14 protein-coding genes are annotated in these 22,302 nt (G+C 72.7%); 9 read left to right on the top strand and 5 right to left on the bottom strand.

Features of this window, described 5'->3' with window-relative positions; all coding sequences use genetic code 11:
• Window positions 1-264 precede the first annotated feature (264 nt).
• The 3 genes from LWF15_RS00075 (at window position 265) to LWF15_RS00065 (ending at window position 4,069) form a co-directional block, all read left to right on the top strand.
• Window positions 265-2,616, top strand: coding sequence for a hypothetical protein (locus LWF15_RS00075; protein WP_232808216.1), 2,352 nt, complete (start codon window positions 265-267; stop codon window positions 2,614-2,616).
• Window positions 2,613-3,047, top strand: coding sequence for a hypothetical protein (locus LWF15_RS00070; RefSeq protein ID WP_232808215.1), 435 nt, complete (start codon window positions 2,613-2,615; stop codon window positions 3,045-3,047). Before LWF15_RS00075 ends, LWF15_RS00070 begins: the two co-directional genes overlap by 4 nt.
• 86 nt (window positions 3,048-3,133) lie before the next feature.
• Complete coding sequence (locus LWF15_RS00065) at window positions 3,134-4,069, top strand: response regulator transcription factor (protein WP_232808214.1); 936 nt, start codon at window positions 3,134-3,136, stop codon at window positions 4,067-4,069.
• A 48-nt stretch (window positions 4,070-4,117) separates the two neighbouring features.
• Here the strand turns inward: LWF15_RS00065 and LWF15_RS00060 are convergent, their stop codons facing one another.
• Both LWF15_RS00060 and LWF15_RS00055 read right to left on the bottom strand, forming a co-directional pair.
• Entirely contained in the window at window positions 4,118-4,900 is a 783-nt protein-coding gene (locus tag LWF15_RS00060) for a ferredoxin reductase (RefSeq protein WP_232808213.1), read from the bottom strand.
• The gene (locus LWF15_RS00055; RefSeq protein ID WP_232808212.1) at window positions 4,893-5,492 is read right to left on the bottom strand and encodes a sulfite oxidase-like oxidoreductase; all 600 of its coding nucleotides are present in this window, start codon (window positions 5,490-5,492) and stop codon (window positions 4,893-4,895) included. Before LWF15_RS00055 ends, LWF15_RS00060 begins: the two co-directional genes overlap by 8 nt.
• Window positions 5,493-5,652: 160 nt before the next feature.
• Here LWF15_RS00055 and LWF15_RS00050 point away from each other — a divergent pair, with 160 nt between their 5' ends.
• From LWF15_RS00050 to egtD, 4 genes are read left to right on the top strand one after another with little or no spacing between them, the layout of a single operon-like run.
• Window positions 5,653-6,939 carry a glutamate-cysteine ligase family protein gene (locus LWF15_RS00050; RefSeq protein WP_232808211.1) on the top strand — a complete coding sequence of 429 codons (1,287 nt, stop codon included), beginning with the start codon at window positions 5,653-5,655 and terminating at the stop codon, window positions 6,937-6,939.
• Window positions 6,933-8,255: an ergothioneine biosynthesis protein EgtB gene (gene egtB, locus LWF15_RS00045; protein ID WP_232808210.1), complete on the top strand. Its 1,323-nt coding sequence runs from the start codon at window positions 6,933-6,935 to the stop codon at window positions 8,253-8,255. Before LWF15_RS00050 ends, egtB begins: the two co-directional genes overlap by 7 nt.
• On the top strand, window positions 8,248-8,982 hold the full coding sequence (gene egtC / locus LWF15_RS00040; protein ID WP_232808209.1) for an ergothioneine biosynthesis protein EgtC: 735 nt from the start codon (window positions 8,248-8,250) through the stop codon (window positions 8,980-8,982). Before egtB ends, egtC begins: the two co-directional genes overlap by 8 nt.
• A gap of 13 nt (window positions 8,983-8,995) precedes the next feature.
• Window positions 8,996-9,979, top strand: coding sequence for an L-histidine N(alpha)-methyltransferase (egtD, locus tag LWF15_RS00035; protein ID WP_232808208.1), 984 nt, complete (start codon window positions 8,996-8,998; stop codon window positions 9,977-9,979).
• Between the two features lie 6 nt (window positions 9,980-9,985).
• Here egtD and LWF15_RS35800 read toward each other — a convergent pair whose 3' ends face one another.
• The 3 genes from LWF15_RS35800 to LWF15_RS00015 all read right to left on the bottom strand — a co-directional run bounded on the left by LWF15_RS35800 (window position 9,986) and on the right by LWF15_RS00015 (window position 17,617).
• A complete protein-coding gene (locus LWF15_RS35800; RefSeq protein ID WP_285616429.1) occupies window positions 9,986-11,530 on the bottom strand; it encodes a GAF domain-containing protein in 1,545 nt (514 codons plus the stop codon).
• 94 nt (window positions 11,531-11,624) lie between these two features.
• Window positions 11,625-14,441: a phosphoenolpyruvate carboxylase gene (gene ppc, locus LWF15_RS00020; RefSeq protein ID WP_352396455.1), complete on the bottom strand. Its 2,817-nt coding sequence runs from the start codon at window positions 14,439-14,441 to the stop codon at window positions 11,625-11,627.
• 47 nt (window positions 14,442-14,488) lie between these two features.
• Window positions 14,489-17,617: a BTAD domain-containing putative transcriptional regulator gene (locus LWF15_RS00015; RefSeq protein ID WP_232808206.1), complete on the bottom strand. Its 3,129-nt coding sequence runs from the start codon at window positions 17,615-17,617 to the stop codon at window positions 14,489-14,491.
• A 497-nt stretch (window positions 17,618-18,114) separates the two neighbouring features.
• On the opposite strand from LWF15_RS00015, the gene LWF15_RS00010 reads away from it, so the two are divergent.
• The gene (locus LWF15_RS00010; protein ID WP_232808205.1) at window positions 18,115-19,260 is read left to right on the top strand and encodes a hypothetical protein; all 1,146 of its coding nucleotides are present in this window, start codon (window positions 18,115-18,117) and stop codon (window positions 19,258-19,260) included.
• 95 nt (window positions 19,261-19,355) lie between these two features.
• The gene (locus LWF15_RS00005) at window positions 19,356-22,244 is read left to right on the top strand and encodes an alpha/beta fold hydrolase (RefSeq protein WP_408622250.1); all 2,889 of its coding nucleotides are present in this window, start codon (window positions 19,356-19,358) and stop codon (window positions 22,242-22,244) included.
• Window positions 22,245-22,302: the final 58 nt, after the last annotated feature.

Genomic DNA, 22,302 nt, shown 5'->3' with positions numbered 1-22,302 from the left:
AGTTCGTGGAAGAACACCAGAAACGCTATGGACCGGCGGACGGGAGCGGATCAGGGTCGGACCCCAGGGTTGTCGCCCCGACCCCGGGGGCCCACCCCAGGGTCAAGATCGGCGAACTCGGGGTACCCCCTGGGGAGGTACTTCCGTGAATGCTCTGCGTGACGCAATGGCCACGGCCCAGACCGATACGCCAGAATCGTGCCTCCACCGGGTGATGCCGGTGGGGAAACGGTGGGCCGTTCGGAAGAGGAGCGTTATCGCGCCATGGGCACCATGCGTCGTCCACCCGGGGTTCTGGCGGGGTCTCCCGCCGGTCCGGTCACTCCTGACGCGCGCCCCTCCAGCCCCTCCAGATCCCGGGCCGCCGGTCTCGAACGGCGCCGGGCCGACACGGTGCGGGCAGTGGCCGGCTGGGTCGCCCTGCCGCTCCTGCTGATCACCGGTGGCCTGGTGTTCCTCGACCTGGGGCAGAGTTCGGCGGCGGTGCTGGGCACGGCCGGTCTGGTGCTGTTCTGGTTCGTCGCGGCCCGGACGAAGACGCTGTCGTGGTCGTCGGTCGCCGGTCTGCTGATGCTCTCGGTGCCCTGGGGGGTGCTGGTCGCGGTGGCGGCCTGGGGGACGGCGCTCGTGCTCGACCCCGAGCGGGTCACCGGGGCGGTCGTGCTGCCCGAGGCCACCGTGCTGTCCGCCCTGCTGCAGCAGTCACTCCTGGTGGTGCCGCTGCTGCTGATCCCGTTGCTGCTGCCCTCCCGGGCCCGGCGGTTGTCGTTCACCGACTGGTTGCTGGCCGGGGTGGTGGTGGGCGCCGGGTTCCAGCTGGCTGCCGCGCTGATCCAGCCCGACGGGATGGGTGGCCTGTCGCCGAGCCCGTTCGCCGGCCCCCAGCCCGGCCTGGTGGGCCAGCACGTGCTCACCGGACTGGCCGCGGCCGGGGTGGGCTTCGCGGTGGCGGCCCGCCGGCACGCCGACAAGGCCTCGCTCTCGGTGCCTGGCCGCCTGCTCTGGCTGGCCCTGGCCGGGGGCTGGCCGCTGCTGATGTGGTGGCTGGCGGTCAGCGCCCACGCCCAGGCCAATCTGGAGCGGGTGCTCGGTGAGACCAGCTACCCCTCGCCGGATGTGCTGGAGCTCGGCTGGTGGCTCTCGGCCCAGGGGCGGGCGCTCGGCTGGCTGCTGGTGGCCCTGCTGGTGCTCGGTCTGATGGTCGACGCGGGCCGGCTGCGCAACGCGGCCGAACTGGAGCCCGACCCGGTGCCGCACCCGTTCCACCCGGTGAACGCGGCCGACGCCTGGGCCGGGCGGGCCACCCGCTGGGCCGGGACCAGCCAGTCCCGGCCGGTCTCGGCCCTGGTCTGGCTGGTGGCCACCACCTGCTCGGTGTTCGCCTTCGCGGGCCGGGACCTCGGGGTCGTCCTGGCCGCGGTGCGTCGCAGCGGGCGCGGTTCCGGGGCGGTGCGCTGGACGGCGATCACCCGGGCCCGGGCGGCCGGGGTGATGGTGCGGTGGGTCCGGGCCGAGGCGATCGGGCTGGCCGCCGACCCGGACCGGAGGGTTTCGCTGTGGCGCAACCGGCTGGGCGCTGCCCTGGGCATCGTGCTGCTGGCCGCGGCGGCCTTCGGGCTGGGGCCGTGGTGGGTGGACCAGTTGCCCCGGGTCTCGGTCTCGTCGGAACTGGCCGCTGCCACCTGGCCGGGTGAGGCGGTGGCCCAGTTCCCCTCCTGGTGGGAGAACTCGGGGGTCTCCGGCGGCGTGTGGGTGGTGCAGGTGGTGGCCGTGCTGCTGATGCTGGCCGGGGTGGCCGACTGGTCGGCGTTCGGCGGGCGGGACACCTTCCTGACCCGTCGACCGGTGCCGCTGGAGCGCGCCTCGGTCGCCGAATATCTTCGCGGTACCAGTGTTTCGGCGGCCCTGGTGGACCTCTTCTGTCTGCTCGCCGGAACCCTGCCGAGCCGGGCCGACACTCATCCCTCCGGCACTGCGATCCGGGCTGCGGTGGGCGACTTCCGCGCGGATCCGCCCACTTTCGTGGAACGCCGACGCCGGCAGATCCGCTCCGGCGCGGCCGCGGTGACCGCGGTGGAGGAGGAGGAACCTCTGCCGGTGGTGCCGCGACGCCGATCTCCGGAAGATCTGCCCGCGCTGAAACTGGCCGACGGGCGGTTGCTCTCGCCGCTGAGCGCCGACGCCGAGCGTGAGTTCGCCGGTCATCTGAACGGTCTGGAGAGGTTCGAGCCCGAGGTCGCGGGCCGGGGCGAGGAGTGGCGGGCCCGGCTCTTCGGCCGCTACCAGCTGATGGTGGCGAACCGGCCGGAGATCTGGTCGTCGGGCACCACCGAGCGCTCGCTCGACTACGGCATGTGCGTTCTCGGGCTCTGGTACTCCGGCGGCGCCTCCTGGCAGGTGGCCGCCAGCCTGCCGGACACGCTGCCCGACGCCGTGCGGCACCGGGCCGACCTGGAACTCGACCGCCGGCTGATCGAGTTCACCACGGTGGTGAACTATCCGGGCAACCCGTTCCGTGCGGTCGAGGTCGTGGTCAGCGACCCCCGGGTGGCGGAGTCGGTGCAGGCCCGGATGGACCGGCTGGCCATCCCGGGAGTCGTGGTGGTGGCGTCATGATCGAGGCGATGCTGGCGGTCAACGGGGGCCGCTTCCGGTTCGACGCCGACCTGCTGGCCGACCTGGCACCCCCGGTCTGGCCGGAGGCGCTGCTGGTGCGGGCCCAGGGGCAGGTCGCCGACGTGATCGGTTCCTATCTGCACCTGCCCGGCCCGCACCGGCCGCAGGGGGCGCGGGGCTGCGTGCTCGGGCTGCACCGCAGCGGTGAGGCGATCGGGATCAGCGCGGGCACCGACCGGGCCGCGGCCGACGTGATCGCCTGGATCTGCGCGGTCAGCAAGGTGCCGCAGCCGCACGAGCCGGGGCACGTGCTGCTGCTCGACTGGATGCCCGACCCGCTGCCGATGTCGGCCTCGATGCCCGCCGAGGAGCTGCTGCGGCTGCGCCGGATGCTGCGCAGCTCCTTCTTCACCGGTGACCACCCTGAGTGACGAACGGCCCGCCGTTCGGGGTGCCGGGTCCGGCCCCGCTTCACCGCCGTCCTCCCCGGCCCGAGAAACCCTGCATGGCCGAGGGGGTGAGGACTGCTGTCATCGTCGACGACGACCCGGAGATCCGGATGATCCTGCGCGCTGCGCTGGAGTCGACCGGGTTCACCGTGTTCGAGGCGGTGACCGGGCACGACGCGGTGGGTCTGGTCCGGGCCCACAATCCCGACCTGGTCACCCTCGACCTGGTCCTGCCCGGGTTCGACGGGGTGGAGGTCTGCCGCCGGATCCGGGAGATGACCGACGCCTACATCATCATGATCACCGCCAGCTCGGACGAGGCGGACCGTCTGGTCGGCCTGGCCACCGGCGCCGACGACTACGTGACCAAGCCGTTCAGCCCGCGTGAGGTGCAGGCCCGGGTCGCCGCGATGTTCCGCCGCCCGCGCCGGGTCACCCAGCCGGCCCCGGCCGCGACCTTCGGTACCGCAGTGCCTTCCGGGCCGGTCCAGCCGGACCTCGGGGCACGTAGCTATCTCAACCCGGGCCGGCACGTCGCTCCCCGGCCGGCGACCGCGGGCCCCGAGGGCCGGCACGCCTACGCCACCCCCGGGGGCCTCACCGTGCCGGACGCCCCGCCCTGGGTCGCTTCTGCGGAGCCGGAGGTCGAGCCGGGGATGCTCCGGCACGGGCAGCTGACCATCGACGTCGAGGGCCGGATCGCCACCCTGGCCGGTACCGAGCTCCCGCTCACCAAGATCGAGTTCGACCTGCTCGCCACCATGACCGGCAACCCGCGCCGGGTCTGGCGCCGGGAGACGCTGCTGAACATCGTCTGGGGCGGGCAGTGGTCGGACCATCACGTGGTCGAGGTGCACATCGGCAATCTGCGCCGCAAGCTCGCGGACGTGGCCGGGGCCGGGGTGCCGATCATCAAGACGGTGCGGGGGATCGGCTACCGGATGGCGCCGGTGGACCCGGCCCAGTCGGCCGGGCACCACGCCGGGCTTCCCACCACCTACTGATCTTCCCGGCGGGCCCTTCGGCATCGAAGAGCCCGCCGTCACCCGGCGTCAGGCCGGGCCGAAGCGCTCGATCCGGACGTTCCCGGCCGGGAGGCCGAGCGAGACCAGCAGCTGCGAGGCGTGTTCGGTGAAACCGGCCGAACCGCAGACGTAGGCCACCGGACCGGGCAGGGCGGCCAGCAGAGGTTCCAGATCGGCCGCGGCCAGGCGTCCGGCCGGCCGGCCGTCCGGCGGGGCCTGCCGGGTGTGCACCACCGTGGTCTCGGAACCCCACTCGCCCTTGTAGTACAGGTCTTCCGGACGGCGGACCGAGACCACCGCCCGCAGCGGAACCGGTTCGCCGACCGAGTGCCAGTAACGCCGCATGGCCATCAGCGGCACCACCCCCGAGCCGCCGCCCAGCAGCAGGGCCGGGGTGTCGCCGCGCCAGATGAACCATCCGCCGAAAGGCCCGCGCAGTTCCACCTCGTCGCCCACCGAGATCTCGTCGTGCAGGTACGGCGAGACCTCCCCGTCGGCGATCCGCTCGACCGTGAGCTCCACCTCACGCCCGTCGAGCGGGCTCGAGGCGATGCTGTACGAGCGCTGGGCCGTGGAACCGTCGGGGGCGGTGAGCCGGACGTCGTAGTGCTGGCCGGGCACGTGCCGGTCGACCACCTCGCCCGCTCCGGCGGTGATCCGTAGCCGGAACGTGCGGGCGGTGGCCGTCTCGTCGCGAACGGCCGTCACCGTGGCCGGGCGCCAGACCCGGCGGGCCCCGGAGGCCGGCACCCTCCGGGTCACCGCGCCGAGCGTGGGCAGCGGTGGCAGGGCCGGCAGGTTCTCAGTCACCCGAGTACCGCTGTTCCAGCCAGGGGTCGCCGAGCTCGTGGTAGCCGCGCTGCTCCCAGAAACCGGGCTCGTCGTGGTCGAGCAGCCGCAGGCCGCCGATCCACTTCGCGCTCTTCCAGAAGTACAGGTGGGGCACCAGCATCCGGACCGGGCCGCCGTGCTCGGGCGGCAGCGGCTTGCCCTCGTGGTCCCAGACCAGCCAGGCCCGGCCCCCGGTGACCTCGGCCAGCGGCAGGTTGGTGGTGTACCCGGTGTGACTCCAGGCCACCACGTGGGTGGCCTCCGGCAGGACCCCGGCCGACTCCAGGAACGTGTCCAGGCTCACCCCGGAGAACGAGGTGCCGAGCTTGGACCAGCTGGTGACGCAGTGGATGTCGCCCTCGTAGGAGGAGGGTTCCAGCTTGTGCGCGGCCTGCCAGTCCCAGGTCTTCGCCTCCTGCACCAGGCCGTCCACCCGGAAGCTCCAGTTCTGCGCCGTGAGCTTCGGGCTGACCTCGGCGGTCAGCACCGGGAAGCTGCTGCCGGTGTCGTACTGCCCCGGGGGGAGCCGGGGGTCCGGCAGCTGCCCGCGGCCGAAGCCGAGTCGTGCCATGGCTTGTCCTCTCCAACGCTTAAGCGGTTCAACGCCCTTCGGGCCCATTCTCCTGCAGAGAGCATCGTCGCAGGTAGCGGTGGCCGGGTGCGGATCAGGGGGAAATTCGTCCAACACTTCGGGTAGCGCGATCCGGGCAGGGATGCGCACTATGGTCGGCGTGTCGGTCGAAGATCTCGCCCCTGAGGCGGGTCCAGCGGACGGGCCGGTGAAGCACCCACACCCGGGACAGCCCCTCACCGAGTCCGATGCCGAAGGCTGGATCCCCCGAACCTGTTTCAAACACGGTCCGCCCCGCCGGGTCGGCATCGAACTGGAGTTCCAGGTCCATCGTGACGTCGATCCGCCGGAGCACCTGGCTCCGGACAAACTGCGGCGGCTCCACGAAGACCTGAGAGTCCAGCCCCTCCGCTCCAGCTTCACGGTCGAGCCCGGCGGGCAGGTCGAGCTCAGCTCCCTGCCGGCCGATCATCTGCCCGCGGCGATCGCCGACGTGGAAACAGATCTCGCCCTGATCACCGAGGTCGCCCGCCGTCACGGCGCCCGGCTGGTCGGCACCGGTATCGACGATCTCCCCCGGCCGAGGCGCTTCCTGGCCGAACCGCGCTACGCGGCGATGGAGGAGTACTTCGACCGCACCGGTACCGCCGGCCGGATGATGATGCGTTCCAGTGCCTCCGTGCAGGTCAACGTCGAAGCGGCGCGGACCGGGGCCGCTCCCGGCGACCTGGAGCGGCGCTGGGACCTGCTGCACGCCATCGGCCCGGCCACCGCCGCGGCCTTCGGGCGGCCCAGCCGGCACCCGGTGGACGACCCGCGGTTGCGCGGGTATCGCCTTCTGCGGCAGGCCATCTGGCGGGAGCTCGACCCGGCCCGCTGTCACGGTCCGGTGGTCCGCCCGGGTGAAGCGCTTCAGGACGCCTATGCCCGTTGGGTTCTCGATGCTCCGGTGCTCGCGGTGCGGCGGCAGGGCCGGCCGTGGACGGCGCCGGCCGGGCTCACCTTCCGGCAGTGGCTGCGCCAAGGCCCGCGAGCCGTACCGGACGCGGGACCGCCGACCGTCGAGGACCTGAAGTTCCACATGACCACGTTGTTTCCGCCGGTGCGGGCGCGTGGCCACTTCGAGGTGCGCTATCTCGATGCCCAGCCGGGGCCCTGGTGGCGGGTCGCCGCCGCCGTCGCCCCCGCTCTGCTGGAAGACGAGGCCGCGGCCGACGAGGCGCTGGCCGCCTGCGAACCGGTGCGCGAACAGTGGGATCTGGCGGCCCGGGCCGGGCTGGGCGACGCCCGCATCGGTCACGCCGCCCGTGGGGTGCTGACCGCGGCCGCGTACGCGCTGGACCGGGCGGGGCAGCGCGGGCTGGCTGCGCAGACCGCCGAATACCTCGACCGGGTCGCGCTGCGCGGGGCCGGGCCGAACGCTGCCGAGGAGGAACGCCCGTGCTGACCGAGAACCCCGACCAGCTCCGGGAGCGATTGGCGGCCGACCTGATCCGGGCCCGGGAGCGCACGAAACTGCTCACCGCGGTGGACGACACCGAGTTGCTGCACCAGCACTCGCCGTTGATGTCGCCGCTGGTGTGGGACCTGGCTCACATCGGCAACCAGGAAGAGCTGTGGCTGCTGCGGGACGTGGCCGGCCGCGACCCGCTGCTGCCCGAGACGGTGGACCAGCTCTACGACGCGTTCCAGCACCCCCGCAGCACCCGGCCCAGCCTGCCGCTGCTCGAGGCGGTGCCCTCCCGGCGCTACGTGGACGAGGTGCGGGGCAAGGTGCTCGACGTGCTCGAGCGCATCCCGCTGCACGGCCGCCCGCTGCTGGAGAACGGTTTCGCGTTCGGGATGATCGTCCAGCACGAGCAGCAGCACGACGAGACCATGCTGGCCACCCACCAGTTGCGGGCCGGTGAGGCGCTGCTGACCGCGCCGCCCGCCCCTGCGGCCGAAACCCTTCTGCCGCAGGAAGTACTTATCCCCGGTGGGCGGTTCGTGATGGGCACCGACATCGAACCCTGGGCGCTGGACAACGAACGTCCCGCGCACGCGGTCGAGGTGCCTTCGTTCTTCATCGACGCCACCCCGGTGACCAATGCCGACTACCTGGCCTTCGTCGAGGCCGGCGGCTACGAGGATCCCCGGTGGTGGCACCCGGACGGCTGGAAGCACGTGCGCGGCGCCGGGTTGTTCGCCCCCCAGTTCTGGACCCGTGAGGGAAAGTCCTGGCACCGAAGGGTCTTCGGGCGTACCGAGCCGCTGCGGCCGCAACAGGCTGTGGTGCACGTGTGCTGGTACGAGGCCGACGCCTACGCCCGCTGGGCCGGCCGACGGCTGCCCACCGAGGCGGAGTGGGAGAAGGCCGCTCGCTTCGACCCGGAGTCCGGGCGTTCCCGGCGATACCCCTGGGGAGACGACGATCCCACGCCGGACCACGCCAATCTCGGCCAGCGGCACCTGGAACCGGCCGATGTCGGTGCCTATCCGGCCGGAAGGTCGGCCCTGGGTGTTCATCAGCTGATCGGCGACGTCTGGGAGTGGACTTCCAGCGAGTTCGCCGGGTACCCGGGCTTCCGGGCCTGGCCCTACCGGGAGTACTCGGAGGTGTTCTTCGGCGGCGGCTACCGGGTGCTGCGCGGCGGCTCGTTCGGCACCGACCCGTCGGCGCTGCGCTCCACCTTCCGCAACTGGGACCACCCGATCCGTCGGCAGATCTTCAGCGGCTTCCGCACCGCCCGGTCGGCGACGCCGGAAGAAGCCCATGTGTAGGCATCTGGCCTACGTCGGTGCCGAGGTCCGGGTCGGTGAGCTGGTCACCGACCCGCCCTTCGCGCTCACCCGGCAGGCCTGGGCGCCCCGGCGGCAGACCCACGGGATCATGAACGTGGACGGGTTCGGGCTGGGTTGGTACGTGCCGGGAGACCCGCACCCGGCCCGGCACCGCGGCGACGGCCCGGTCTGGGGCGACGAGACGTTCGCCGACCTGGCCCGCACGGTGCGCACCACGGCGCTGCTGGCGGCGGTGCGCTCGGGCACCGAGGGCATGGTCTCGGGCCGGGGTGCGGCCGCCCCGTTCCGGTCCGGGCCCTGGCTGTTCAGCCACAACGGCGCACTGCCGGGCTGGCCGGAGTCGGGGGCCGAGCTGGTGAAGGAGATCGACCCGGTGCGGCTGCTGCGGCTCGACGCACCCACCGACGCAGCCGCGCTCTGGGCGCTGACGCTCGGGCTCCTGGAGGCCGGGGCACCCCCGGGTGAGGCCTTGGCCCAGGTCGTGCGACGGGCCCTCGAAGTCACCGGCGGGCGGGTCAACCTCCTGCTCACCGATGGTCGGCGCATCGCCGGAACCACCGCTGGGGCCAGTCTCTCCTACCGTGAGACCGACGGTGGAGTGGTCGTGGTCTCGGAGGCGTACGACGACGAGGACGGCTGGCACGACGTGCCCGACGGCCGTCTGATCACGGTGGACGACGACGGGATCGGCGTCCACGTCCTCTGAGCGAAAGGCCTTCATGCCGTACCGCTTCACGGATCTGCTGCCTGAGGACTTCTCCGACTCGGCCCTGCGCGCAGATGTGCGCAAGGGGCTCACCGCCCGGCCGAAACAGCTTCCCCCGAAATGGTTCTACGACAAGACCGGCAGCGAGCTCTTCGAGGAGATCACCCGGCTGCCGGAGTACTACCAGACCCGTAGCGAGCGGGCGATCCTGCAGGCCGGGGCGGCCCGGATCGTGGCCTCGGCCGGGGCCCGGCACCTGGTCGAGCTGGGCTCGGGATCGTCCGAGAAGACCCGTCTGCTGCTGGACCACCTGCGCGCGCCGGGCTCGGTCTACACCGCGCTCGACGTCAGCGGGAGCGCCCTGCGTCAGGCCGCCGAGGCGCTCGGGGTGACCTACCCGGATCTGCGGATCGAGGCCGTGCGCGCCGACTTCGAACAGCATCTGCCCACCGTGCTGGGCGACGGGCTGACCGGGCGGGGGCAGGGCGGCCGGCTGGTGGTCTTCCTCGGCGGCACGATCGGGAACCTGCAACCGGCCGAGCGGGCGGCGTTCCTGGCCGGGGTGCGGGCCGGGCTCGATCCGGGCGACGCCTTCCTGCTGGGGGCCGACCTGGTGAAGTCGCCCGACGTGCTGATCCCGGCCTACGACGACGCGGCCGGGGTCACCGCGGCGTTCAACCTGAACCTGTTGCAGGTGCTGAACAGCCGTCTGGGAGCGGATTTCGACCCGGACGACTTCACCCACCGCGCGGTCTGGGACGAGTCCCAGGCCTGGATCGAGATGCGGCTGCGGGCCGGGCGGCGGGTCGAGGTGCGGCTGGCCGAACTGGATCTGGTGGCCGAGTTCGAGGCGGGGGAGGAGCTGCGCACCGAGATCTCGGCCAAGTTCACCGCCGGGAGACTGGAGAGCGAGCTGACCGCAGCCGGTTTCGCGGCCGACGGCTGGTGGACCGACCCGGACGGGCAGTTCTCGCTCTCGATGTGGCGCCCGGCCTGAGCCTTCTCAGGACGACTGCAGGTCGTGGGCCATCCGGGCCTGCACCTCGAGGATCTCCTGGATCCGGACCTGCACCGAGTCCATCTGGCCGATGATCTCGCTGGTGTTCTGGATGCCGGTGGCCACCGCCCGGGCGTTCTGCTGGATCGCGGCGATCTGGTCGGACACCTGGCCGGTGGCCCGGGCGGTCTCCTGGGCCAGTTCCTTGACCTCGCTGGCCACCACGGCGAAGCCCTTGCCGGCCTCACCGGCCCGGGCCGCCTCGATGGTGGCGTTCAGGGCGAGCAGGTTGGTCTGGTCGGCGATGCTGGAGATGATCTTGATGACGTCGCCGATCGCGGCCGAGGCCGCACCGAGGTTGTCCACCTCGGTGCTCATGTCGCCGGCCCGCTGCACCGCCTCCCCGGTCACCCGGTTGGCGTCGCTGGTGGCGGCGCGCAGCTGGTCGACCGTGTCCAGCAGGTCCCGCGCCCCGGACCGCTCGGTCGCGGCCCGCCGGATCGTCTCCAGGCGTTGCGAGACCAGTTGCTGCACGTTGCGCAGGGCGCTCATCCGGGACTCGGACAGGGTGATCGTCTCGGTGGTGAAGAAGTCCATCGTGCCGATCACCCGGCCGTTCACGATGATCGGGAAGCAGATCCCCGACTTCACCCCGGCCCGGCCCGCGGCGGGGGCCCGCACGCAGTCGGTCAGGTCGGCCAGGTTGGGCACGAACACCAGGTCGCGGGCGCGCCAGGCGCGACCCGACAGCCCCACCCCCTCGGCGAAGCTGGCGGCCAGCGTGACCTTACGGAACTCCTCGCCGGCGGAGCCGGACTCGAGCTGGAACCGCAGGACGTCCTCGCCGTCGCCGATGCTCCAGTAGGAACCGTAGGCCCAGCCGAACGAGGCCCGCACAGCCTCCAGTGCCACCCGGGTGCAGCCGGCCTCGTCGTGCACCTGGTTGAGCTTGCCCACCACCTCGGTCACGGCCAGCCGGTCGTCGGCGATCTCCTGCAGTTGGGCCTGGGCGACGGCCCGGTAGACGGCCATGTCGGCGAGCCGGGCGATCTCCACGATCTTCTGCCGGCGGCCCGGGTCGGGGGCGATAGGCTCGGCCGAGAAGTACTCCAGCACGCCCCGCACCCGGCCCTGGTTGGTCACGGGGTAGAACATGCCGGACGCCATGCCCAGCGAGTGGGCCGCCTTGGTCCGCACCGAGCTGGTGGGGCCGATCAGGTCGTCGACGAACAACGGCTCGCCGGTGCGGAACGCCTGGCCGACCAGACTGGCGTCCACGGTGTTGCGCTTGCCCGGGAAGGCCGCGGCCAGGGCCCCGGCGATCCGGCCGGTCTCATGGATCATCCGGAGCTCGCCGCCGGGCTCAGGCAGCCAGGCCGCCCCGTAGTCCACCCCGCTGGCCTGGACGAAGGCGTCCACCGCGACCTGGTAGGCGCTCTCCTCGCTGGTCACCGAGTCCAGGGCGGCGATCACCTGGGCATAGGTCTCCACATCACGGGGAGCGCCGTGCCCGGCCGCCCCGTGTCCGCCTGCGCGTCCTCTGCCGAACACCTAGCCCACCCCCCAGCGAAGTCGTGGGTCGAGCATCGGCCGTCACCTCCCGGGCCTTGAACGTTCTGGCCCGGAAGGTGACGACCGGCCGGGATCAGCCGGTGTTGCGCAGGCCGGCGGCGATGCCGTTGATCGTCAGCAGCAGCGCCCGCTGCAGGTCCGGGTCGGGGGTGGCACCGGCCGCGGTGGCCTCCCGGGAACGGGCCAGCAACGAGATCTGCAGGGCGTGCAGCGGCGCCAGGTAGGAGTCGCGCAGCTCCAGCGTGCGGCGCAGCACCGGCGAGGTGGACAGCAGCTCGCTCTGCCCGGTGACCCGCAGCACCTCGGCGACGGTGCGCTCGTGCTCGGCCCGGATCACCTCGAACAGCCTCGCGGCGTCCTGGTCGCCGACCAGGGTGCGCACGTAGCGGGCGGCGATCTGCATGTCGGTCTTGGACAGCGTCATCTGGACGTTCGAGAGGAAGGTCCGGAAGAAGGCCCAGGAGCCGTACATCTGCTTCAGCGTCTCCTCCCGGCCGGCCTCCCGGGCCGCCGCCAGGCCGCTGCCGACGCCGAACCAGCCGGGCAGGTTCATCCGGGACTGGGTCCAGCCGAACACCCACGGGATCGCCCGCAGGTCGTCCAGGCCGCCCGCACCACCGGGCCGCCGCGAGGGGCGCGAGCCGATGTTCAGGTTCCCCAGCTCGTCCACCGGGGTGGCGGCCACGAAGAACGGCACCAGCGCCTCGTCGCGGACCAGCGCCCGGTAGGCCGTCTGGCCCGAGCCGGCCACCAGGTCCATGGTGCTGTTCCAGCCGTCCAGCACGTCGGCCGGCAGCCGCGAACTGCGGTGCAGCACCGAGGCTTCCAGCACCGCGGCCAGGGCCAGCTCGATGTTCTCCCGGCCCAGCTGGGGCAGCGTGTACTTGTCGGAGATCACCTCGCCCTGCTCGGTGACCTTGATCGGGCCGTTCAGGCTGCCGTACGGCTGGGAGAGGATCGCCTCACCGGTCGGCCCGCCGCCGCGCCCGACCGAGCCGCCCCGGCCGTGGAACAGCCGCAGCACCACGCCGTGCTGGGCGCCGATGTCGCGCAGCGCCCGCTGGGCCCGGTGGATCTGCCACTGCGAGGCCGCGATGCCCGCGTCCTTGCTGCTGTCGGAGTAGCCCAGCATGATCTCCTGGACGTCGCCGCGGGCCGCCACCACCCGGCGGTAGGCCGGGTCGGACAGCAGCGCGTCGACCAGCGGGCCGGCCGCCTCCAGTTCGGTGACCGTCTCGAACAGCGGCACGAAACCGATCTTCGCCCAGGCCCCGTTGTCCCCCGCGGAGCTGCCGGTGTCGACCAGCCCGGCCTCCCGGGCCAGCACGACCACGGCCAGGATGTCGTCGATGTCCCGCGACATCGAGACGATGTAGCTCTCGATCACGCCGGGGCCGAACTTCTTCAGCGCGTTACGGATCGTCCGGAACAGCTCCAGGACGCCGGCGGCGGGTTCGGGGAGGGTGTCGACCCCCGCGCCGATCAGCGGCCGTCGGTGCGCCAGTTCCTTGGACAGGACCTTGATCCGGGTGGGCCGGTCGAGCTCGGCGTAGGGCACGTCGAGCTCGCCGAGCCGGTCGAAGAGCACCGCCAGGGCGGCGTGGTGGCGGCCGGCGTGCTCGCGCACGTCGAGCGTGGCCAGGCCCAGGCCGGCGGTGACCACGGTGCGCAGCAGGCGCAGCACTGGTCCGTTCGCGATCAGCTCACCGTCGTTGGCCAGCAGCGAGGCGCGGACCAGCTGCAGCTCCTCGATCACCTCGGCGATGTTCTGGTAGTCGCGGCCCGGCTCGTGCGGGGTGCCGTTCTCGAGCCGGTCACGGGTGCGGGCCAGGCGGACCCGGATGTAGCTGAGCTTGAGCCGGTACGGCTCCTCGGCGTTCAGGTCGATGAAGGCCGCGTAGGCCCCCGGCAGGGCCTGGCGGTCGGCCTCCAGGGCGGCCTGCAGCTCCGGGCTGATCCCGACCACCCGGGTGGACGGGGACAGGTCCAGGATCAGCTCGTCCAGCGCCCGGATCAGCTCACGGGCGCCGAAGTCGTGCTGCAGACCGAGGACGTCCATGGTCACCTCGGGGGTGACGTTGGGGTTGCCGTCCCGGTCACCTCCGGCCCAGGTGCCGAAGCGCAGGGGGCGGGCCTCGGCCGGCAGCTCGATCCCGATCGAGGCCAGTTCCCGGTCCAGCTCCTCCAGCAGGTCCGGCACCACCTGGGTGGTCAGGGTCTGCAGGTAGTAGACCGCGGTGCGGGCCTCGTCGGTCGGCTTGGGCCGCTCCACCCGCAGCTCGTCGGTCTGCCAGAGCAGGTCGACCAGCTCGGCCAGGCGGCGGTGGGTCCGGGCCACGTCGGTGGCCCGGCCGCGGGGGTCCTCGCCGGCCAGGATCAGGTCGGCGATCTTGCGCAGCAGGTCGAGCACCGAGCGACGGCTGGCCTCGGTCGGGTGCGCGGTGAACACCGGCCGCAGCTCGACCCGGGCGAGGATCTGGCGGACCAGCTCCGGGTCCACCTCACCGGCCTCGATCGCCTCACCGATCCGGCCCACCGCCACCTGCAGCGGCCCGGCCGGGCGGGCGGTCAGCTCCTGCCAGCGGTGCAGCTGCTCGGTGATGTTGGCCAGCTGGAAGTAGCCGGTGAAGGCCCGGGCCAGGACGATCGCGGTCGGGTCGTCCAGCCCCGACAGCAGACTGTGCAGCTCACCGTCGTCGGGCCGGCGGGCCAGCTGCCGGACCCGTTCGACCAGGGCCAGCAGCTCGGGTCCCTCGTGCCGGGTCAGGGCCTCGCCGAGCAGGGTGGACAGTTGCCGGACCGAGGCGCGCAGCGCGGTGTGCTGCTCGTCGGAGGCCACCCCACCGGCGAACTGACCGACGTCCGGCTCCCTGCGGTCGGCGTCCACCATCTGCTGGACGTCCTCCCGGCTGGCCGGGCGAAGTGTGGAGTCGTCGCTCATGGGCTTGAGTCTGCCGCAAGCTCCTGCCCTTCCGGCAGGGTGATCCAACTGCCGAGAGCGTTCCGGCCTTCCGCGATCTGAACATCGTGTCCGGAATGTGGGACAAAGCGTTGCCTCAGGAACGGTGCCCGCCCCGCTCCGCCGGAGCCGTCCAGCCAGGCGGTTCCCCAGTTCGCCGGGGCGCCCAGCCCCCAGAGCACGGCGAACGGCACCGCCGAGCCGGCTGCCTCGTCGGCCGCGTCGTGCTCGCCCGGGCCGGTGCGCTCAAGTTCCTCGTGGGTGGCGGCCAGCACCTCCCGGGTCAGCCGCCCGACCACGGCCAGCCCCCGGGCCTCACGCCAGGCCCGGCCGGTGGCCAGCAGTCGCACCGCGCTGCGCCGGTCGCCCTGGGCCAGGGCCGCCGCCCCGAGCAGGCTGACCGCGTCGGGGAGCGTGATCAGCTGACCGGCCGCGTGCATCATCGGCAGGGCCGCCCGCAGCGCCGCGCCGGCCGCGTCCGGGCAGCCCAGCCGCAGCTGCACCAGCCCGGTCCCGGCCAGCACGTCGGCCCGCAGCGGCACCGACTGCCCGGCGGTGGCCGCGGCCGCCGCCTCGGCCAGCAGGTCGGCGGCCCGCGCCGGATCGTTCTGCCCGGCCGCCACCGCGGCCAGGTTGACCAGGGCCACGGCCAGGTTGCTGGTCGCCTGCTCGACCTGCGACCAGGCCCGGAACGACTCGAACAGCGACTCGGCGGCGTCCGGGTGCCCGGTCTCGTCGAGCAGTTCGCCGCGCTCGTTGCCCAGCCGCACCACCATCGCCCAGGCCCCGGCGTCCCGGGCCTCCTGCAGGGCCTGCTCGACCAGGCCGAGGGCCTGCTGGTGGCGGCCGGCGTAGCGGGCGGCGACCGAGCGGGCGGCCAGGGTGCGGGCGGTCAGCTCGCCCGCCCCGGCGCTCGCGGCGGCCTGGTGGGCCTGCACCAGGGCCGGCTCGGCCCGGGCCAGGTCGGCCCCGACCAGCGCCCGGTTGCCCACCGCGAGCAGCAGCTGAGCCCGGTCGGGCCCGGAGGGGGCGGCCTCCTGGGCCGCCTCCACCCACCGGTCGGCCTGCCGCAGCCGGCCGGTGTAGAACCAGTGCCCGAGCAGGCTCAGCACCAGGCTGACCAGCAGGCTCCCGTCGCGGGCGGAGGTGGCGTGCTCGAGCGCGGCGTGGAAGTTGGCCGACTCGGCCTCCAGTTCACGGCGCAGCGGGGAGTCGGGGTTGCGGCCCGGTTCGTCGGCCAGACGGCGGGCCAGATCGGCGAAGTAGCGGGCGTGCCGGTCCAGCACCGAGCGGCGCTGCTCCGGGGGGCGGGCGGCGAGCAGACCGGCCGCGTACTCCCGCACGGTGGCCAGCATGCTGAACCGGCCCGAGCCGTCGGCCAGCACCAGGCTGTGGTCGATCAGCCGTTCCAGCTCGTCCAGCGCCCGGCCGGGGGGCGTCTCGCAGACCGCCTCCAGGGCCCCCAGCGTCCAGCCGCCGCTGAACACCGACGCCTCGCCCAGCAGCCGGGCCAGCGACGGGTCGAGCCCGGCCGTGCTGGAGTCGAGCAGCGCCCGCATGCTGCGCTGGCGCTCGGGCAGGTCGGCCGAGCCACCCCGCAGCAGGTCGAGCTGGTCGCCGGGCCGCAGACGGCGCAGCATCTCCTCCGGCGGCAGCGTGCGGATCCGGGCCGCGGCCAGCTCGACCGCCAGGGGCAGGCCGTCGAGCAGCGTGCAGATCGCCTGCACCTCACGGGCGTTCACGCTGCTGACCTCGAACCCGGGCAGCACGGCGGCGGCCCGGTCGCGGAACAGCCGGACCGCCTCGGGGGTGGGCAGCGGGGGCACCGGCAGCAGGTGCTCGCCGCGCAGCCGCAGCGCGGTGCGGGAGGTGGCCAGCACCACCAGCGACCGGGTGCGGTCGAGCAGGCCGGCCACCACCTCGGTGGCCCGGCCGAACCAGTGCAGCTCACCGGTCTGCTCGACCTCGTCCAGGACCAGCAGGGTGGGCTCCTCGTCGAGCGCCGCCGCGACCGCTTCCGGCAACGGTTCCCCGCCCCAGCCCGGCGCCCGGCCCAGGGCCCGGGCGACGGTGTTGAGCAGCTCCTCCTCGCCCCGCACCCCCTCCAGCCCCAGCATCACCGTGCGCCGTGCGCCCGGCCGATCCGCTGCCAGTTCGGTGGCCAGCCGGGTCTTTCCCACCCCGCCCGGCCCGGTCAGCGTCACCAGCCGGGCCGGCCCGCCCAGGAGTGCCCGCCCGCGGCGTAGTTCGTTCTCGCGCCCGATCAGACCGGTCCGCGGACGCGGCGGCCCGGCCGGTCCCGTCGGACCCGTCGGCCCGCTGCCCTTGGCCGGGCTCAGCGAGGTGGCGTGCCGCAGCACCTCGGTGTGCAGTTCCTGCAGCGCAGGCGCCGGATCCACGCCGAGTTCCTCGCCCAGCCGGCGCTTGGCCGAGGCGTACGCGGCCAGGGCGTCGGCCTGCCGCCCGGACCGGTAGAGCGCGGTCATCAGCTGGCCGGTGAAGCGCTCGTCGAGCGGATGCCGCCGCACCAGTTCCTGCAGTTCGGGCACGATCGCCGCGTCCTGCCCGAGGGCCGCGTCGGCGTCGAGGCGCATCGCCAGGGCGGACAGCCGCAACCCCTCCAGCCGGGCCCGGTGCACCTCGCCGATGCTGCTGGTCAGGTCGGTCAGTGCTGGTCCGCGCCAGAGGCCGAGCGCGGCCCGCAGCTCCCGGGCGGCCCCGGCCGGGTCGCCTGCGGCCAGGGCGGCCCGCCCGGCCGCGGTGGCCTGCTCGAAGCGGTGCAGGTCGATGGCCTCGGGCGGGACGTCCAGCAGGTACCCCTGCGAGGTGCTGCGCAGTACCGGCTGATCGGCCGGGCCCAGGATCCGGCGCAGCCGGGAGACGTAGACCTGCATGGTGTTCACCGCTCCGCCGGGCGCCTCGTCGTCCCAGAGCTGGTCGATGAGCCGGTCGGTGCCGATCGCGGTCCGGGCCGAGAGAGCCAGCAGTACGAATACCGCGCGTGACTGACGGCCACCGAGAGTGACTAGTGTTCCGTCGTCGGTGACTTCCAGCGGGCCGAGAAGCCGAATCGCCAGACGGGAGGGGGCGTCCTGACGGAGTGTCATCGTTGGTAAACGTACCGATGTCAGGGAGGGGTTCAGGGGAGATTCACGATCGTGTCAGCCCGGACGGGCAGTCTCGGCCTGCGGGCCGGTGACCCCGAGGGCAGTTCGGCCGTCCTCGGGGATCCGCGTCACCGGCCCGTCCACCGGCAACGATCAGGCAAAGCCGTCCTCGCGGCGACGTAAAACTTCCGCACCCGCCACGGTGTTACAGGTTTTCGCGTGACGTATTTCTCCCGCTGAACGGGCACTGCATCCGGCGGTCGCGCCGCGATATCCGCCTGCTCATCGCGAATTCGGTCACACCAGGTCGGTACCTGCTTCCAGCGCGTTCTCCGGACGGTTCCCGGTGGGTCCGGCGACGGTTCTCCGGCTGGGCGTAAACAGCTGCTGGGCTGGGACTTTCCTGGGAAGTGCCAGGAACTGGTGCTGCCGGTTCGCGTGCTGCCCGCCGGATGGGAGAAACTGATGAGCGGCCGACACCGTAAGACCGGAGATCTATGACCGACAGACAGCATCCGCCGCAAAGAGCCGGCTCACCAGGATCCACGTCGACCTACCAGTCGTACGATCCCGAGCCGGTCGGCGAGCCCGAAGAAGAGAAGAAGTTCAAGCTACCCGTCAACGTCGTGCAGGTCAGCGCCAGCGCCGGCGCAGCCGTGACCTCCGCGGTGGCCGCGTCGTACTTCGGGGTGGGAGGCACGCTCGCAGGCGCCGCCTTCGGTTCCGTCATCTCGACCGTGGCGGGCGCCTTCTACACCGAGTCCCTGAACAAGGCGCACCAGGCGGTCAAGACCACCACCGCCGTCGTGGTGCAGCGTCACCCGGGTGATCTGTCGCAGGCCGACAGCATCCGGCGGATGACCGGCCCCGCGGGGGTGCCGGTGGCCGACTCGCTGAACCGGGTCGGCTCGGAGGACGAACGCCGTCTCGACGTCGACCACGTCGAGGTGCCGATCGCCGACGAGACCCAGGTGATGCGCCCGTACGACGACTCCACCCGGGTCATGCCGCCCGCCCACGGCAGCACCTCGGCGCACCACTCCTACGGCCAGCAGCCCTACGGCCACCAGTCCTACGGTCACCAGGGCACCGGTGAGCAGCCCACCCGGCGCAGCGAGCGCCGGCAGGCCGCCCAGGTACAGGCCGAGCAGAGCTGGTGGAAGAAGCCCGGTTTCATGATGGCCGGGATCTCGATGGCCGGGTTCCTGATCGCCCTGTTCGTGATCACCGGTACCGAGGGCGCCATCGGCCGCCCGCTGTCCGGTGACACCGGGAAGGGAACCTCGCTGACCAGCCTGGTCACCGGGAACACCGACACCAGCAGCAGCGGCAGCGACGACGAGGAAGAGGTCACCCCGACCCCCACCTCGACCGAGTCGGCCACGCCGTCCGCGAGCGTCTCCTCGACCGAGTCCGCCACGCCGTCCGCCACGGACAGCCAGACTGTGGCCCCGACCGAGAGCGCCGCTCCGGAAGCCACGGCCACCAGCGAGCCGAGCGACACGGCGACCGACTCCGAGACGGGGACGGACGAGGTCCAGCCCTCCGACGCGGCGACCGACCAGGGCGCCGCCCAGGACGGTACCGCTGAGCAGGACGACACCGCGGTCGACGGTCAGATGCAGGATCAGGTCGCTCCCTGATCCGGCGAACCGGGTGAACCACCAGCACGTCCTCAGCACAGGCACCAGCACCAGCGCACGGGTCGCCGGCCTCGGCCGGCGGCCCGTGTCGTAGTTTGACCCAGGGGTGTTGTGAGGCCACCGCTACCGTCCGTCGCCGCAACGCCTCGCACGAGGAGCGCAGGGGATTGATCGCTCGACTGAGGTCCCGCCGATTCCTGGTGCCCATCGTCCTTCTGCTGGTTCTCGCCCTGGGTGGCACGTGGTTCGCGGTCAGCCGCGCCGGCGACGGCGGGGAACCCTTCACCCAGCAGGAACTGCAGGTCAGTGGCACGCCGGAGGCCGACGGCGACGAGGTCGACCTGGACGCGCGGCTCTACCTGCCCGAGCGCACGCCCGCCCCGGCCGTACTGCTGGCCCACGGTTTCGGCGGCAGCAAGCTCAGCGTCGCCGCCGATGCCGAAGACCTGGCCGGCCGCGGCTACGTCGTCCTCACCTACAGCGCCCGGGGGTTCGGGAACTCGGGCGGGCTGATCCACCTGGACCACCCGGACTACGAGATCCAGGACGGCCGGCGGATGCTCGACGAGCTGGCCGGTCGTTCCGAGGTGAGCAAGAGCGCCGGCGGCGACCCCGAGGTCGCAGTGGTGGGGGCCTCGTACGGCGGGGCGCTCGCGCTGATGCTGGCCGCCGCCGACGACCGGGTGGACAGCATCGTCCCCATGGTCACCTGGAACTATCTGCCGCAGGCGCTGTTTCCGCAGTTCGCGGCGACCCGCGACCGCGAGGGCACCGAGGTCGGGGTTTTCAAGAAGCAATGGACAGCGCTGCTGCTCGGCTCCACGCTGACCGGCAGTGGCGGCACGTTCTCCGGCACCCCGACCGCCGAACAGCTCAAGAACCTGGCCCAAGGGGACGCGGAGCAGGCCGTTTGTGGGCGGCTCGCCAAAGACCTGTGTCTGGGTTACGTGCAAACGGCAACCGAAGGACGTCCGCCCGCCCAGTTGGTCGATCTGCTGGCCGAATCCAGCCCGGCCCGGTCCGCCGACCGGATCACGGCTGACACGTTGTTGGTGCAGGGGCAGCAGGACTCACTGTTCCCGCTGTCCGAGGCCGATGCGAATGCCCGGGCGATCGCCTCCGGTGGGGCGTCGGTGCGGCTGTACTGGACTTCGGGCGGGCACGACTCGGGCGTCGACACCGAAGACCTGCGGCCGGTCGTCGCCGAGTTCCTGGCCGCCACCATCGGTACCGCCTCGACCGACCCCTCCGCCGCCGCGCTGGACGAGCTGCCCGGCTTCCGGGTCGAGGTCTCTGACGGCACGCTCTCCCTGGCCACTTCGGCCAGCGTCACCCAGTTGCGCTCGGCCGACCTCGCGCCGGGCGTGCCCACCCGCGACGCCCAGGGCCAGATCCAGCAGAGCAGTACGCCGCAGGTCAGGCTGCCGCTGACCGGCAGCACCCAGTTCGCGCTCGCCCCGCCGGGGGCCACTCCCTCGGCCATCACCTCCCTACCGGGCGCCGGTGCACTGCTGGGGGCGCTCGGTTCCTCCGGAGCAGCCGCCGGATCCGGCTTCAGCCTGGGGGCCCTGCCCGGCGAGAGCGTGAGCTTCCAGACCGCTCCGCTCGAGGAGCCGATGACCATCACCGGATCGTCGGAGGTCACCCTCTCGGTGGCCGGTTCGGCGCCGGAGGCGACGCTGTTCGCCTCGGTGCTGGACGTGGACCCCGACGGGGATGCTTCGCTGCCGGCCCAGCTGGTCACGCCGCTGCGGCTGACCGGGCTGGACGAGGGACCGAAGGAGGTCACGGTCGCCCTGCCCTCGGTGGTGCGGGACATCCCGGCCGGGCACCGGCTGCGGGTGGTGCTGAGCACCACCGACCAGGCCTACGCGATGCCGCAGGAGGCCCGGCTCTACCAGATCCAGCTGGCCGGTGACGAGGTGCTGACCGTTCCGGGGGCTGAACTGGCAGCCCGGGACGCGGGTTCGGTGGTGCCCTGGAAGGCGGTGATCGGCCTGGCCGTCGGCACCGCGCTGATCCTGCTGCTCTTCGCCCTCCGGGCCGCGCGCCGAAGGGGCGCCCGACCCGAAGAGGCGCTGGCAGACGTCCCCTTGTCGATCGAAGGTCTGGGCAAGGCCTACGGCGACGGATTCCGCGCGGTCTCGGACCTGAGCTTCCGGGTCGAAGCAGGCCAGGTGCTGGGGCTGCTGGGCCCGAACGGGGCCGGCAAGACCACCACCCTGCGCATGCTGATGGGCCTGATCCTGCCCTCGGAAGGGCGGATCCGGATCTTCGGGCACGAGGTCCGGCCGGGGGCGCCGGTGCTGTCCCGGCTGGGCTCGTTCATCGAGGGACCGGGATTCCTGCCGCACCTGTCCGGTCGCGCCAACCTGGACCTGTACTGGCGCTCGGCCGGCCGGTCGGGTCCGGCGCACCTCGACGTGGCGCTGGAGATCGCCGGTCTGGGCAAGGACGTGGACCGCAAGGTGCGCACCTACAGCCAGGGCATGCGGCAGCGGCTGGCGATCGCCCAGGCCATGCTCGGCCTGCCCGATCTGCTGGTGCTGGACGAGCCCACCAACGGGCTCGACCCGCCCCAGATCCGCGAGATGCGGGAGGTCCTGGGCCGTTACGCAGCCACCGGGCGCACGGTGGTGGTCTCCAGCCACCTGCTGGCCGAGGTCGAGCAGAGCTGCAGCCACGTGGTGGTGATGGCGGCGGGCCGGCTGGTGGCCCAGGGACCGGTGGCGGAGCTGGTCGGGAACGGGGCGTCGGTGGCGGTCGAGGTGGACGACCCGGAGCGGGCCGCCGAGGTGGCCAAGAGCGTTGCCGGAATTGAGGACGTCCGTGTGCTGGACGGTTCTCTCGTCGTACGGGCCGCGGTGGAGACTCGGGCGGAACTGGTGCGTCAGTTGGTGCTGGCCGATGTGCAGGTCAGTCGGATCGCGCCGCAGCGGGGTCTGGAAGAGACGTTCCTGGCGCTGGTCGGGGAGGAGGGCTGAGATGCCGTCGACAGGTCATTCCCGTGGACTGGCGGGGGTTCCCGGCTACACCCGGTTG

It is taken from the genome of Kineosporia rhizophila, from assembly GCF_021277265.1.
GTDB lineage: Bacteria > Actinomycetota > Actinomycetes > Actinomycetales > Kineosporiaceae > Kineosporia > Kineosporia rhizophila.
This window is presented reverse-complemented; position numbering and strand designations above follow the sequence as displayed.